At 51.9% G+C, this 14,065-nt stretch carries 15 protein-coding genes and 3 pseudogenes; 15 read left to right on the top strand and 3 right to left on the bottom strand.

The window, feature by feature from the left end:
* Positions 1–279 precede the first annotated feature (279 nt).
* Positions 280–1,017 (top strand): tyrosine-type recombinase/integrase, encoded by a 738-nt coding sequence (locus tag RIN69_RS22540; RefSeq protein ID WP_390902561.1) that lies wholly within the window; start codon positions 280–282, stop codon positions 1,015–1,017.
* Positions 1,018–1,026: 9 nt separating this feature from the next.
* On the opposite strand, the gene RIN69_RS22545 is transcribed toward RIN69_RS22540, so the two are convergent.
* Complete coding sequence (locus RIN69_RS22545) at positions 1,027–1,686, bottom strand: hypothetical protein (RefSeq protein WP_313857956.1); 660 nt, start codon at positions 1,684–1,686, stop codon at positions 1,027–1,029.
* 479 nt (positions 1,687–2,165) lie between these two features.
* Between RIN69_RS22545 and istA the strand changes: the two genes are divergently transcribed.
* Positions 2,166–3,188, top strand: coding sequence for an IS21 family transposase (istA, locus tag RIN69_RS22550; protein WP_313857957.1), 1,023 nt, complete (start codon positions 2,166–2,168; stop codon positions 3,186–3,188).
* Positions 3,185–3,967 (top strand): annotated as a pseudogene (gene istB, locus RIN69_RS22555) (IS21-like element ISSen3 family helper ATPase IstB). The gene istA and the pseudogene istB overlap by 4 nt, the downstream one beginning before the upstream one ends.
* A 500-nt stretch (positions 3,968–4,467) precedes the next feature.
* Here the strand turns inward: istB and repE are convergent.
* Entirely contained in the window at positions 4,468–5,211 is a 744-nt protein-coding gene (repE, locus tag RIN69_RS22560) for a replication initiation protein RepE (RefSeq protein WP_313858010.1), read from the bottom strand.
* 532 nt (positions 5,212–5,743) lie between these two features.
* Between repE and RIN69_RS22565 the strand changes: the two genes are divergently transcribed.
* The 5 genes from RIN69_RS22565 (at position 5,744) to RIN69_RS22585 (ending at position 9,906) form a co-directional block, all read left to right on the top strand.
* Positions 5,744–6,943: an AAA family ATPase gene (locus RIN69_RS22565; protein ID WP_313857958.1), complete on the top strand. Its 1,200-nt coding sequence runs from the start codon at positions 5,744–5,746 to the stop codon at positions 6,941–6,943.
* Between the two features lie 8 nt (positions 6,944–6,951).
* Positions 6,952–7,923 carry a ParB family protein gene (locus RIN69_RS22570; protein WP_313857959.1) on the top strand — a complete coding sequence of 324 codons (972 nt, stop codon included), beginning with the start codon at positions 6,952–6,954 and terminating at the stop codon, positions 7,921–7,923.
* Between the two features lie 232 nt (positions 7,924–8,155).
* The gene (locus tag RIN69_RS22575; RefSeq protein WP_313857960.1) at positions 8,156–8,482 is read left to right on the top strand and encodes a hypothetical protein; all 327 of its coding nucleotides are present in this window, start codon (positions 8,156–8,158) and stop codon (positions 8,480–8,482) included.
* Between the two features lie 143 nt (positions 8,483–8,625).
* Entirely contained in the window at positions 8,626–9,378 is a 753-nt protein-coding gene (locus RIN69_RS22580) for a hypothetical protein (protein ID WP_313857961.1), read from the top strand.
* A gap of 204 nt (positions 9,379–9,582) precedes the next feature.
* Positions 9,583–9,906, top strand: coding sequence for a hypothetical protein (locus RIN69_RS22585; RefSeq protein ID WP_313857962.1), 324 nt, complete (start codon positions 9,583–9,585; stop codon positions 9,904–9,906).
* A gap of 238 nt (positions 9,907–10,144) precedes the next feature.
* Here the strand turns inward: RIN69_RS22585 and RIN69_RS22590 are convergent.
* Positions 10,145–10,651 (bottom strand): annotated as a pseudogene (locus tag RIN69_RS22590) (DUF4113 domain-containing protein); the annotation flags it as partial.
* Positions 10,652–10,692: 41 nt separating this feature from the next.
* Here RIN69_RS22590 and RIN69_RS22595 point away from each other — a divergent pair.
* The 7 genes and pseudogenes from RIN69_RS22595 to RIN69_RS22625 all read left to right on the top strand — a co-directional run bounded on the left by RIN69_RS22595 (position 10,693) and on the right by RIN69_RS22625 (position 13,885).
* Positions 10,693–10,941, top strand: coding sequence for a conjugation system SOS inhibitor PsiB family protein (locus tag RIN69_RS22595; RefSeq protein ID WP_313857963.1), 249 nt, complete (start codon positions 10,693–10,695; stop codon positions 10,939–10,941).
* Positions 10,938–11,165, top strand: coding sequence for a plasmid SOS inhibition protein A (locus RIN69_RS22600; protein WP_313857964.1), 228 nt, complete (start codon positions 10,938–10,940; stop codon positions 11,163–11,165). Before RIN69_RS22595 ends, RIN69_RS22600 begins: the two co-directional genes overlap by 4 nt.
* An 88-nt stretch (positions 11,166–11,253) precedes the next feature.
* Positions 11,254–11,475 carry a hypothetical protein gene (locus RIN69_RS22605; RefSeq protein ID WP_313857965.1) on the top strand — a complete coding sequence of 74 codons (222 nt, stop codon included), beginning with the start codon at positions 11,254–11,256 and terminating at the stop codon, positions 11,473–11,475.
* Between the two features lie 10 nt (positions 11,476–11,485).
* Positions 11,486–11,905: pseudogene (locus RIN69_RS22610) on the top strand (DUF1380 family protein).
* A 53-nt stretch (positions 11,906–11,958) separates the two neighbouring features.
* Positions 11,959–12,738: a hypothetical protein gene (locus RIN69_RS22615; protein ID WP_313857967.1), complete on the top strand. Its 780-nt coding sequence runs from the start codon at positions 11,959–11,961 to the stop codon at positions 12,736–12,738.
* A gap of 406 nt (positions 12,739–13,144) precedes the next feature.
* The gene (locus RIN69_RS22620) at positions 13,145–13,651 is read left to right on the top strand and encodes an antirestriction protein ArdA (RefSeq protein WP_313857968.1); all 507 of its coding nucleotides are present in this window, start codon (positions 13,145–13,147) and stop codon (positions 13,649–13,651) included.
* A gap of 42 nt (positions 13,652–13,693) precedes the next feature.
* Entirely contained in the window at positions 13,694–13,885 is a 192-nt protein-coding gene (locus RIN69_RS22625) for a hypothetical protein (protein WP_313857969.1), read from the top strand.
* The last annotated feature ends 180 nt before the right edge of the window (positions 13,886–14,065 follow it).

The raw sequence follows: 14,065 nt of genomic DNA on the forward strand, positions 1-14,065 counted from the left end.
CCGTTTTCCCACCGTGACCAGACATCTCCGGAGTACGCCTGGCTTTACCCCTTTTATACCAAATACGACGATCGCCCCCTCAGGCCGCGCCGCGCAAGGGTTCATGGCATTTGGGGATGAAAAAGGATCCTTTACCGCCTTTGGATTACCCGCCATACTGCGGGTAAAACCAAATTTCGGATCCTTCCGGCGCGATTTATTGCGCTGGCACCAGACGTCCGGCTGCGGGAAAATGACCGCATAAACTCACAGATCGCGCTACGTGAAAACTTTATGATAATGAGTCCCATACCCCTGCAGAATTCACCAGAACGCACCAGTACGCTAAGCATTGCGCCGGGCGTCGATTTTGCGACGGCCATTGCCCTCAGACGAATGGCGACGTCAAACGACGTGACCCCCTTCTACCTGCTGGCGCCGGAGGTTAGCGCGCTGCTCCACTACATGCCCGACCGGAAACACCACTTTCTGTTCAGCACCCTGTGGAACACCGGTGCACGCATCGGGGAAGCCTGCAGCCTTCAGCCGGAGTCGTTCGTGCTGGATGGCCCGCGACCGTTTGTGCGTATCCTGTCGGAGAAGGTCCGCAGCCGGCGCGGCCGGCCGCCAAAGGATGCCGTGCGCCTGGTCCCGCTCACCGACCGGAGCTATGTGCACCAGGTTCTGAGCTGGATGGCCACCGAACGTCCGAAGCGCCGCGAGCCGCTGTGGTCGGCGACCGATGAAACCATGCGTAACTGGCTCAGAGCGGCGGTCAGCCGGGCAGCCGCCGATGGCGTACACTTCTCCGTCCCGGTGACGCCGCACACGTTCCGCCATTCGTACATCATGCACATGCTTTACCACCGGCAGCCGCTGAAGGTGATCCAGTCACTCGTTGGCCACAAGGATGCGCGCTCGATTGAGGTCTATACCCGGGTGTTTGCACTTGAGCTCGCCGGATCGCTGGCGGTAACGTTCACCGGGGATGGGCCTGATGCGGCGGCGGTGCTGCGCTCCCTGCCCCCCGCACCGTAGATCTCCGGCTCACGAGAAGAAATGCCGCAGGCGGTTTACAACTGAACGGTAGCACCGGCGCAACGTGGCGGGTTCAGCGGGCCGCGTCAGCTGATGGCATTCCTGTGCCAGGCTGTCGGACAGTGTATTTCTTAACGAATCGATTTCACGCAGGGACAGACGAAGCTGCAGTGCGAACGCCAGGGCCTCCTCTTCCGATCTGTCCACGCTCCGCATATCTCTGACCGGCTCTCCCGGCATGGTAACCATAAAAAACTGATTGATATCTTTCAGCGCCTTACCCACCGTTCCCGTCCAGAGATGAAGGTCGTCTGAGCGGTGAAAGGCCAGTTTCTGTCGGCACTGACTCAACCTGTCAGCGTCCAGCTTCCACGAGCTTCCTTCAAGCCTCACAGCCAGTTCATTTAGCTCACCGACAGGGACAACGCCTTTTCTGGAACTGTTCAGCGTGCGGACTATGGTGAACTCTGAATCCAGCATACTGGCGAGCATACCTGCATGATTAATAAGCCCCGTCAGGCATTCTTCGCACTCTGCCGCCAGCTGCTCAATACGGCCTGCCCGTAGTTCAATGGATTTCTTTATAACTTCATTGCGCAGCGTGTAGCGTGCACCCAGCCATACGCCTGCGAGCGTAACCAGAGGCGTTATGATGATCGTCGGTTCCATTGCCCGTGTTTCCTGTTGATGTGATGACCGGTGTCGTTTCTCTTCTCTTTCATCCGGGGACTGTCCTGACAACAACCGGTTTGATTGATGTGTGACAGACTGCCTTCAACGATGCTCAACCACAGGTATCGGCGAGTTAAGGACTGTGACAATCTGCCCTCATTATCTATATAGAGGTATCAATCCCAGTGCAGATAATGTAAACGTGACAAATCACCCTCAGTATTGAGTGACACTGTCACTCTTTATTGTGCCTTTAAAGGGTGACAAATCACCCTCAAAGCGCAGAGCCTGCGTGACAAATTCTCTCCGGACTTACTGAATCACTGGTGTGACAACCTGCCCTGAATACTGGCGCCGTACATGGTGTGACGATCTGCACTCAGCGCGAGGTGTTACCAACGGTGCAAAACCGATCCACCCCAGCGGTTGAAAATTGATCCAGGGGTTAATCTGCTCCTTTGAATACAGGGGAGCTTATGATCACTTTTGAGATTCGTATGGAAATTAAAGTCCTGCACAAGCGGGGAATGAGTATCCGGGCCATTGCCAGGGAACTGGGTATTTCGCGCAATACTGTCCGCAGCCACCTGAAAGCCAAATCTGAAAAGCCGCAGTATTCACCACGCCCGGCATCAACATCACTGCTCGATGAATACCGTGATTACATCTCCAGGCGGATCAGCGATGCGCATCCCTACAAAATCCCGGCGACCGTTATTGCCAGGGAAATCATGGAGCTGGGCTACCGTGGAGGGCTGACTATCCTGAGAGAGTTCATCCGCAAACAGACTTTACCAGCACAGGCAGAACCGGTCGTTCGCTTCGAAACCGAGCCCGGACGGCAGATGCAGATTGACTGGGGGACCCTGCGAAACGGCAAGTCACTCCTGCATGTGTTCGTTGCCGTTCTGGGATACAGCAGAATGCTGTATATCGAGTTCACCGACAACATGCGCGACGACACGCTGGAAGCCTGTCACCGCAATGCGTTCAGCTTCTTCGACGGCGTACCGCAGGAAGTCCTGTACGACAATATGAAAACGGTGGTGCTGCAGCGTGATGCTTACCAGACCGGGCAGCACCGGTTCCATCCTTCCCTGTGGCAGTTCGGTAAAGAGATGGGCTTCTCTCCCCGGCTGTGCCGTCCCTTCAGGGCGCAGACTAAAGGCAAGGTGGAGCGTATGGTGCAGTACACCCGAAACAGCTTCTACATCCCGTTAATGACGCGCCTGCGTCCGATGGGGATCACCGTCGATGTTGAAACCGCAAACCGCTACGGCCTGCGCTGGCTGTACGATGTTACCAACCAACGGAAGCATGAGACTATCCAGCCCCGCCCCTGTGATCGCTGGGTGGAGGAACAGCAATCCATGCTGGCACTGCCTCCGGAGAAAAAACAGTATGACGTGCAGGTTGATGAAAGCCTGATGACCTTCGACAGGCAGCCGTTGCATCATCCACTGTCCATCTATGACACGTTCTGCAGAGGAGCCGCATGATGGTTGAACTGCAACATCAGCGGCTGATGGTGCTTGCCGAACAGCTGCAGTTGGACAGTCTTATCGGTGCAGCGCCGGCGCTGTCGCAGCAGGCGGTGGCTCAGGAATGGAGCTACATGGACTTCCTGGAGCACCTGTTACATGAGGAGAAATTGGCCCGGCATCAGCGTAAACAGGCGATGTACACGCGGATGGCAGCCTTCCCGGCGGTGAAGACGTTCGAGGAGTACGACTTCACCTTCGCCACCGGCGCTACTCAGAAGCAAATCCAGTCGCTGCGCTCCCTGAGCTTCATCGAGCGTAACGAAAACATTGTGTTGCTGGGGCCCTCGGGTGTGGGGAGAACGCATCTGGCGATAGCCATGGGTTATGAAGCAGTACGGGCGGGCATCAAGGTTCGCTTCACAACAGCAGCGGACCTGCTGTTACAGCTGTCGACTTCCCAGCGTCAGGGGCGTTACAAAACGACTCTCAATCGCGATGTCATGGCCCCGAAGCTGCTTATCATCGATGAAATAGGCTATCTGCCGTTCAGTCAGGAGGAAGCCAAGCTGTTCTTCTAGGTCATCGCCAAACGTTACGAGAAGAGCGCGATGATCCTGACCTCCAACCTGCCGTTCGGGCAGTGGGACCAGACGTTCGCAGGGGATGCGGCCCTGACATCGGCGATGCTGGATCGGATCTTACATCACTCACACGTAGTCCAGATAAAAGGAGAGAGCTATCGACTGAAGCAGAAACGAAAGGCCGGGGTTATAGCGGAAGCTAATCCTGAGTAAACAAGGTGGATCAATATTAAATCGTTAGTGGTGACGGTTAGTGGATCACTTTTTATCCATTGTTGACACGAGGACAGAGGACAGAAAATGGGATGATGGCAAATTAAGCTTCACATCGGGTAGAGGTTAACTGAGCGAACTGAAACCGGATGCTCAAAACGGTTCAGTGTTCTTCAACGAAGATTTATGTGACAAGTTACCCTCTTCTTCTCAGTGAACAATGGCCAAGCGTGATAATCTGCCCTTAAACTGGCGCAATTCTGTCAGCGGATGTGACGAACAGCCCTCAGTGCCAGAGCACAAGGTTTTAAGAACGCAGGTAAACGTTTCAGGCGATCAAAAGCGGTAACGGCAATTGTCGTTCCATCAGATGTGACAATCTGCCCTGGGAACGGAGTCACCGGAGAGGAAGAGTCAGGGGAATAAGATCTCAATTACCGTGGCAAGTACACGGACTGTCAGGGGTTTGCGACAGCGCTGATAAACCAGAAGGCCGGATGTCACACTTCAGTGAATGAAAAAACAACGTGCGTTGTCAGTCGTCCTGATTTTTTTTCAACATAACTGACGGATAGCGGGGTACGGCGATTAATCTCGTCCACAACCGGTACCAGAAAACGACGACGAAAATCAGGCATACGTGTGTAGCTTTGTGGCAGCTGGTAGCGTTCAATCATCCACTCTATCCCGAGAATAACGGTTCCATACGTCAGATTCCCCCTGTACTGACACAGAGATTCATACAGGCGCATGGCATAAGGGCTGGTTATCTCGCGGGTTTCTCCCAGGCGGAACTGAGTGAACCGATTCTGTAATCCGACGAAGTAAGGGATAAGGTAAGGATTAAGGTGGACGCTGTATACACCCCTTGCCGGGCTGTGCGCGCGCTTGATGAACCAGGGAAAAGACTCGTATCCCTTCTCATCATCCAGATCTTCCTCTGGTTTATAGAACACAACCTCTTTCCCGACGAAGTTTTTCAGGGCGTTTCGGATATCCTTACTCGACTCAGCCGAGGTCAGTCCGAAGGTTTTCGCATAATGCGAGACGGCAATTTCGCACTTGCCATCGTGGAAATCCCCACTGTCAGGTGTTTCTGTCCTGCGGATCTGATCGACAAACAGATAGAGCATACGCTTCTGATCCCTCGAAAGGCTGTAGGCAGCCTCAGTCAATTCGTTTGACTGTACGATGCGCTGTCCCACTTTCCGGGGTTTATCAGCGACTAATATTTCTGAGGTCATCGGGTGTTGTATGCTCTGCAGTTGTGACATGCAGTCAGGTTGTCACGGTAAAAAACTCCTGTCAATAACTCTGTATTTTTACAGATTTTTCAGGGCACTTTGTCACAGGTTTGAGGGCTAACTGTCACAGTAAACCCTCGTATTGAGGGCAGAGTGTCACAGTATCAGGGCACTTTGTCACTCGGGCACGCTGTCAGGCCGCGTCAGCCCTGGCCTCAGGAGCCGCTAAAAAGGTTTTAAAAACAATATAAAAAAGATCTCTTTAAAAATAAGGCCTGTATATGTGGATAACTTCCCAGTTTCCACAGCAACTAACGCGCCTGCGGCTTGTTCAACCTGAGAAAGGGCCATAAAAAATTTATGGCCCTTTCTCAGGTTAATCTTCAGAACACTTCACCATCAGAAATGGATAATCCGGACGGATCAATCCGCTACGCCACTGTGAACATATTTTCTGCATTTATGTTGATTTTTAATCCCACATGCAGGATTATTGCCCTAGTGTCGATATTCTACATAAAAGGCTTATTTTATGATTGCTGCATCACATCAGTCTGAAAAGATAGCGGTTCGTGCAGGGAAAATGCTGACCGCACTGACAGAGCAGATCCAGGCACAGAAACAGGAACTGCACGAAGACGTTTACTTCCAGGTTTACGCAAAAGCAGCCCTGTCAAAGCTTCCTAAGCTGACACGTGCTAACGTCGACTATGCGGTCAGTGAAATGGAGGAAAATGGCTATATCTTTGATAAACGTTCAGCTGGCTCTTCAACAAAATATGCCATGAATATCCAGAACATTATTGATATATACCATCACCGGGGTGTTCCAAAATACCGTGACAGGCATTCTGAAGCGTTAACGGTATTTGTCGGGAATCTCAAAGGCGGTGTATCGAAAACCGTTTCAACCGTCTCCCTAGCTCATGGTATGCGTGCTCATCCACATCTTCTTTTTGAGGATCTACGCATCTTGGTTGTGGATCTTGACCCACAGTCATCGGCAACGATGTTTCTTAATCACACTAGAGCCGTGGGCATGGTGGAGACAACCTCCGCACAGGCAATGCTTCAGAACGTGTCCCGTGAAGAGCTTCTCAATGAGTTTATAGTGCAATCCGTTGTACCCGGTGTTGATGTTATCCCCGCATCAATCGACGATGCATTTATCGCATCAGGATGGGAATCACTGTGCCGCGAATATCTCCCGGGCCAGAATCCGCACGCCGTTCTGCGCGACAACATCATTAATAAATTGAAGACCGACTATGACCTGATCTTTATCGACAGCGGTCCTCATCTTGATGCGTTCCTGAATAATGCGATTGCCGCAGCTGATGTGTTGATGACGCCGGTTCCCCCTGCCCAGGTTGACTTTCATTCCACGCTTAAATACCTGACCAGGTTGCCTGAGCTTGTCAGCATTATCGAGTCGTCAGGGTGTGAATGTCGCCTGCGGGCAAACATTGGCTTTATGTCAAAGCTGTCCAATAAGGCGGATCACAAAATGTGCCACAGCCTGGCTAAAGAGATATTTGGCGGTGACATGCTTGATGCAGCTCTTCCGCGTCTTGATGGTTTTGAAAGGTGCGGAGAGTCCTTTGATACGGTAATTTCAGCTAACCCTTCCACCTATGTGGGCAGTAGTGAGGCGCTTAAAAACGCCCGTTCAGCAGCTGAAGACTTTGCCAAAGCAGCGTTTGACCGACTTGAATTTTTACGGATTAACTGAGGTTTCAAATGAGCAAACCACGCCACACGATTGGACGAACGTTCAGTGCACCAGTCCTGAGAAGCGAAGCATCGGCCGAAGAGTTTCAGCAGATTTTCACCCTGTCCTCTGGCAGAAAAGTCCTCTTTACCCGAACAACAGTATCCGCATCCGACGTTGAAGCGACAACATACGTGGTCCAGAAAAACAACGGACGTGACCAGTCTGCGCTGACACCGGAATCACTCAAGGACATCACACGAACTCTTGGACTACAGCAATTTTTCCCGGCCATTGGCACTCGTAATGAACAGGGAATTGAGATTCTGGATGGCTCACGCCGCCGTGCATCAGCATTGCTTATCAGGTGTGGTCTGGATGTCCTTGTTACTGACGATACCCTGACTCCGGCAGAGGCTCGCGCACTGGCGAAGGACATTCAGACTGCACGTGAACATAATATTCGTGAGGTGGGTCTTCGTTTACAAACGCTGAAGTCCTCCGGGTTGTCTCAGAAAGAAATTGCAGAATCTGAGAACCTTTCCCAGGCTACGGTGACCCGCGCGCTCCAGGCCGCGAGCGTTTCAACCGTTCTCCTGTCCGTGTTTCCGGTACAGGCGGTTCTGTCATTTTCTGACTATAAAACGCTACTGACTACAGAAGAACTCCTCGCGGGTAAAGGAGTCGGTCAGGCAGAGCTTCTTTCAAACCTCGCTGATGTGCTGAAAGAGATCCGTACCGATGAGTCACTTGCTGATGATGAAGTTAAAAACAAACTGATTGCGGAAATCCGTAAAGAAGCACTGGTTATGGGCACACCTTCACCCAGGGATAAGACGGTTACCACGACATTATGGCCGTTTGGCGATAAAAACCGATTTGCACGCAAGAAGACAAAAGGGCGAACGTTCAGTTATGAATTCAACCGTCTGGCGCCTGATGTTCAGAGTGCGCTGGATGAAGCTATTGGAAAGGTACTGGCTTCTCACCTGAATAAATGAAAGTTCTCCAGCTAAATTTCATTCCTAACTCACTGATTTACTGATTTTTTCCACGGAGATTTCAATGTGAAATCTCCGGCTTGAATCTCATTTAGACCAAAATCCAAGATCATTTGCATGGCGAAAGGTTTTCTTCTCCAGGGGAATTTAATGGTCAACTTCATGTTTTAAAACAGTTTTATTATAGAATTTCACATTGAAATCTCCCTAGTGGTGAACGGAAGAACGTTCAATGAAATTAATTACAAAAAAGTCATCAAAAGTTCAGTATGAACGACGACTTAGTCGCGAAGAGTGTGACGCTGTATTTAACGTATTTGGTCGGCTCAGGGACTTTATTGATAAAGAGAAAGATATCGCTCTGATACTCATCTGTGAAATGAAAGAAAATCAACTCGTGCTTCAGTGTGACTGCAATGACAATATCCCGGCACTGAGTGCCTTAAACAAAGGGTACTTTCTTAGAAAAGTCGCGTATGGCGGCTTTCTCTCCCACAGTTGTCCCCTTTTTCTGCTGGAAAGTAGAACGACCTGGCGCTGGCGTTACCATTCTCCATAATGTTCGTGATAGTCATGGTCCCTGCAGGGGTCACCTTTTATTATAAGCACTTAGTAAGTTCCGCCTTTTTGTGAAAATGGTTTTTCATCTTTATCTCGTTGCGGTTTAATGAGTTAACGTGAGGTAAATGGAGATGAGCGGTCGTGGAAAAAGCATATCTGATTGAAAATGGCATACAGACCGAGGTCAGTTTGACTGCGTTTGAACGCCGGATTGCTGGCCTCAGGCGGGATACAGATTCATGGCCGGAAATAGTGTGTGTTGCCTGCGGTGGTGCTGTTTTCTCAAGTGGCCTGCGCACGCCAAACCCTGAGTACACTCCCCGATTCAGTCACAAAAAAGAAGAGGGCGAGTCTTGTCCTCTCGGAAAAAATTCACGCCGGTTTAATGCACTTAGCAACGCGGGCTATGATTATGAATCTGCAAAAGCGCTGCGATCTGCCTTCTATGAATTTAGTCATCTGAGAGAAGCTTACATTATCTGTAGAGCATTACGAGGCGGGAAGGGGATGTTAAGCCAGGCTGACTTTATTCAGTTGGTCAATGTTGCAGACAGTTTCAACATCTGGCGATATAAAGGCATCAGTCTGTGGGGGGCGACAATTCTGTTGATGCTTATGGCTAATCACCCAACTCGTGCAGGCCGTGCCAGCTTTTTCTACAGCCTGAAAAAGAAGCGAGGATGCAGTGATATATGGAAAGGCATTAAGCTCAAGGCACACTGGGTCAGTACTGGTAATGAAATACAGCAAGATTCATCGCGTGATGCGACATTCCTTCACGAGATTCCGTTCGAGGAAAAAACGTGCAGTAACATTCTGAACGAGTCAAACAATGACTGGTTTGATGAAAATACCCTTCGTGAAATAGCTATTCTGAGCAGAAATAAAAAATAAATCAGGTGGTTTCTAAAGCGACGGGTGAATTTTTCTAAAGATTAATGTAGTGATCTTAGAATCTTTTCGTGTCCTTAAAACCGCTAAGAAGCGGATCACGCCCTGAGTGCTAAAGGCTTTACTCATAGTTAAGGATTAATTCATGAATTCTACAAAAAAATTAATGCCGTCTTCATCAACTGCATTGATGAAGACGATGTACTCATGTTGGCAATAGGTGATGATAAGCAAGGTCCAAAAAACTTCTTCATTATTAGTAGGTTCGATGAGGAGGGCCTATCAGTTGATGAATGTATTGGTTTTCAGAATGAGAACACTACTTTCGAAATCCCATCAGCTATAGAGAGTATTGAACTCAGTAATAGTGAACTTATAATTACATTAAATAATGATGCAGCAGAAAAGTCAGGAACTAAAAAAATACAAAGTACTTTTAATCACTTAACAGATCCAGCAGTGATTGAGGATTTTTTGCATGTGATTTTTGCTGATGCCAGTACTGAATTTATTATAAATCTGGGGGAGTGATAAGAGTTTTGACCCTACCCCGAAATCCTGCTCCATTCAGAAACAGAATTCCGGCATCAACACACTCTCCCTGAACGGAGGTTGTGCCGATGAAAAAGTCACGATTCACCGACGGGAAGATTGCCTTTGCCCTGAAGCAGGCCGAGTTGTGGACGTCCGTTCCGGACGTCTGCCGCAAGCTGGGTATCTTGACGGATATGACCAATGAGTGTCATGGCAGGAAGTGGATAGAGTGGTTCTATTCCAGTTTCGCTAAAGGAATATCCTTCCACCGGGTAGTCCACGCCGGAGACAGCATCTCACGTTTCATCTGCCACTCTGGTGCCGTTCCCTGACCGGCAAACCACAACTTACCCAGTCCTGAATTGTTCACCTTATCGAGCACTGTCATCAGCTGCGCGCTGGCAGGACGAGGCGGCGTATCATCGAAGAGCGTCAGCTGAGCAAGTGAACCAGAACTGAAATCCCCGAGCATAATCCCTGCCTTGGCATAGCGATGACCGTCGCGCCAGATGTGCTCAAGGCAGCGCATGGCCACGGCAATAATGTCGCGGGTATCCTGTGTGGCCACCGTCAGTTTTTCACCCGCCACGTTGCCGTAGTAAGGCTCGCCCTGTGCAAACGGGGAGGTCTTGATGAATGCAGAGACGTGCCGGCAGTATTGTCCTTCCTGACGCAGCTTTACCGCTGCTCTCTGTGCGTGGGTGCATACCGCCTGTCGCATGCTCTCAAGTGTGGTGATGCGTTGACGGCGAATACCGCGCTGAGTACGGCGGGTTCTTCCCCGTGCAGTTACGTTTCCAACCGCCCGGTGCGCTGTTCAGCCTCTGCGTATGCAGTCCGGGTGACGTGTCCGGTGAGTGGCTTATTGTCTTCGTGTCGGCGGATGGCTGTTGCGCGCGCAAGGTGCTCCGGCTCGTGCCGTTCGACCCGTTGCGCATCAGCGCCCTGTTTGCGGCAGCGGGACAGGCATCCCAGCTGGACTACAGCGCCAGCGGCATGGCGGAATATCTTGCAGAGGAAGTCAGCGTATGATCCCGATGAACAGATCGCTGGTTCCGCTGTCATCCGCCCGGCGCGAAGCGCTGGCGGCAATCGCACAGGTGGAGAAAAAGCGCGACCGTAACCTGTACTGCGCAGATTATCCCTATGCCAGGGCATTTTTCCGGGTGTTAAAAGGCAGTAAGCGGGTCACGCTCAAAGAGATCCGTTTTTTCCAGCCCTGCCTTCCTGACGCTGATTTTCGCGGGAATAAATAGAACTGGCTTCGCGCGATAGACATGCTGATCTCCAGTGCGAGTGAGTTCTGCCCGTATCATTTGAGCAGCAGTTCCCGGAGGCCGCGTAATGAACTATGCAGGACACGAAAAACTCCGCGCAGAAGTGGCGGAAGTCGCCAACAGCATGTGTGACTTGCGGGCGACGCTGAACGGGATGGAGCACCGCTATCGCTTTGACTCCGATGTGCTGACCGAACGCCTGACCCGTCAGACCCTTTTTCGCATCAATGCCCTGTTTATAGCGGCGTACAACGAAATTCTTGAGCTGGATGCCTGCTTTAAGGACTAAGGAGAAAAACATGTACGGAACCTGTGAAAACCTCTGCCGGTTGTTGCGTGAGCAGTACCCCGCAGAAATCCCGCTGAACCTCATTGTCTGGTCCCCGGCGGATATCGAAGCGCTGGCCGACGGAATGGAATATGCCGTTTCGGAATAGGAAACAAGGGCGGTACTGGCGCGTATGGACGCCATACCGGAGGAACAACGGCTTGAGTCGGGCGTGTCTGCCAGTACGGTGATGGATCTGATTGAACAGGTGAAAGAGGCCGCGGCGGGAGTGGTGGTGCCGGTGGAACTGCTTAAAACCCTGCTGATAACCGCTGAACAGGCGTTATGGCACAGGGAATGGTCCGCCCAGGATGAGAACCATCCGGTCCCGGAAAGCGTTACCTGTCGCCTGGCTGATGCGGCGAAAGTTCGCGCCTTACTGAAAAACTGAAATCTGCACGCCGCCCGGGCGGCGTGTACTGACCCCGTTCAGAGGAATCCATTATGCAGGAAATCACCACGTTAACCGCCCTTGTGATGCGCCGTGCGCGCGATTTGATTGCTGATTATGGATGGCCTGACCATACCGATGTTGATCAGCGTGATCCGGTAAATAAACCGGGATGGATAAGCATTTATGTCCGTCTGGATGCGGCAAATATTGTTCATCTGCTTCCTTTAATTTGTACCGGTGATGTACCCGCAGAGTTGCAAAGTGCCATGACAAAAATAGCCGGGACGCCAGCGCAGATTATTTTAGCCGGCAGCCGCTATGCCGACGCGCCGCAGCTTCCGGAGGACGGAACACAGATAGCTTTCCCCTGGGCCGGGGAATGGCTGACGGAGCCGGAGATTCAGGCTGTAACGGATTGCCTGTCCCGCGCCGTGCGGGATGTCTCCCGACAGGTATGGGAGGATGCGCGCCGAATAAAGGCGGCGCTGACCACGCGGGGAGAAACGCTGTTTTATCGCCAGACCCGAAATTTCCGTCTGGTTGTGAAGGAAAATGATATGCCCTGCTGGCTGGACGATGATGACAATTTGCCGGTGGTGCTTGATGCCATCCTGAACAAAGGAGCACGCTACAGCAGCGTTGAGTTCTTTGTTATCAGCGACAAAGTGGATCAAATCCTGGAATGTGGCCAGATGTGCGATGTGCTGCGTATTCCGGGCGAGCCTCCGCGCCGGTGGATGGATTTAACCCTGTTACACGAGGTCATGGCAGAAGCGCGTGCAGAAATCAGTCTTGTCCGCAATGCCCTGTCAGCAATCCGGCCAGTGTAGCGAACAGCAGGGGGCGGCGGCCCCCTGAATCAACATCGAAGGATAAGGATGTCGCCGGCTCCGCTTTTATGGCTCCTCCTCCATATTGTTCCGGCTTTGCGGTGAGTAACGCCCCGTGCGGCCTGCGGCAAACGCCGTGCCTCTACTGTAGCCGGGCCGCGGCTGATGCAAGGGAAGCGTAAAAGCCGTCACCTTCACCCGGTCGCAGTTTATTTCAAAGGCATTATCCGCCGTCTTCCCGTCGTTTTCCGGCTCATTTTTCGCCGTCAAACCGTCCAGCCTGCTCCTGCTTTTTTACTGCGCTGCGGCTTCGGTGACGCCCTTGCATCCTCCGCTTTTCGCCCGGCTGTCGTGTCGGCACGGCGTAAGCCGGAACTCAGACGACATCGACTATGGAGGATTTTTTATGAGCACTACGACCACCACACCGGCTGTTTACGTGGGCACCTACCATAAATACAACTGCGGCAGCATTTTCGGCAAATGGTTTGATCTGACGGAGTTTGACGGCAGGGAGGATTTTTACGAGGCCTGTCAGTCGCTGCATGCCGATGAATGGGATGCCGAGTTTATGTTCCAGGACTGGGAAGGCATACCGTCACAGTTTGCCTCTGAATGCTCCATTGACTGGGATTTTATCGCCGCTTACAAACGCGCCGAAGAAGAGGGCAGGGAAGCCGCTTTTATCGCCTGGGCGGAGTATACCGGCGAGTGTGACTATGACGCGTTTGATGATGCGTACCGAGGCGAGGCGGAAAGCGAGGAGGACTATGCGCGGGAGATGGTTGAGGACAACGGCCTGTTAAATGAAGTGCCGGAGCCGCTGCGCAGCTATTTCGATTTTGAAGCCTGGGCGCGTGACCTGTTCAGCAGCGGCTATGTGTTCCATGACGGCTATGTCTTCAGCAACTGATTAATGTCCGGCGGGGAAACCCGCCGGTCAGGGAGAAAACAGATGAAACTTGCACCGGAAACCCGCGAGATCCTGCGACAGTACAAAGCGCTTATTAATGCCCGCCGCCGTGAGAATGGACAGTCGGCGCTCCGGACAGAACAGGTGAACGACGAAATATGTTACTACATGACCTGTCAGAGCGCTGTTTACCTTTGCGGCCAGTTTATACGACAGGACGGATACGGCCAGTAAGCATGATGGCAGGAGTCCGGGCCAGAGGGCGCCTGTCAGCCCGCGCGAAAACCCGGGCAGGCTGCGCCTGCCGGAGAGAAACTTCGCCGCGCCTCCGGCGCCGCGCACTCTCTTCTCCGTTGTCAGTCGCTGTTGCCCGGGAATGCGCGTATTATCCGGGATATCTTCCTGTAAAGCAGA

The organism is Winslowiella toletana (genome assembly GCF_032164335.1).
Lineage (GTDB): Bacteria > Pseudomonadota > Gammaproteobacteria > Enterobacterales > Enterobacteriaceae > Erwinia > Erwinia toletana_A.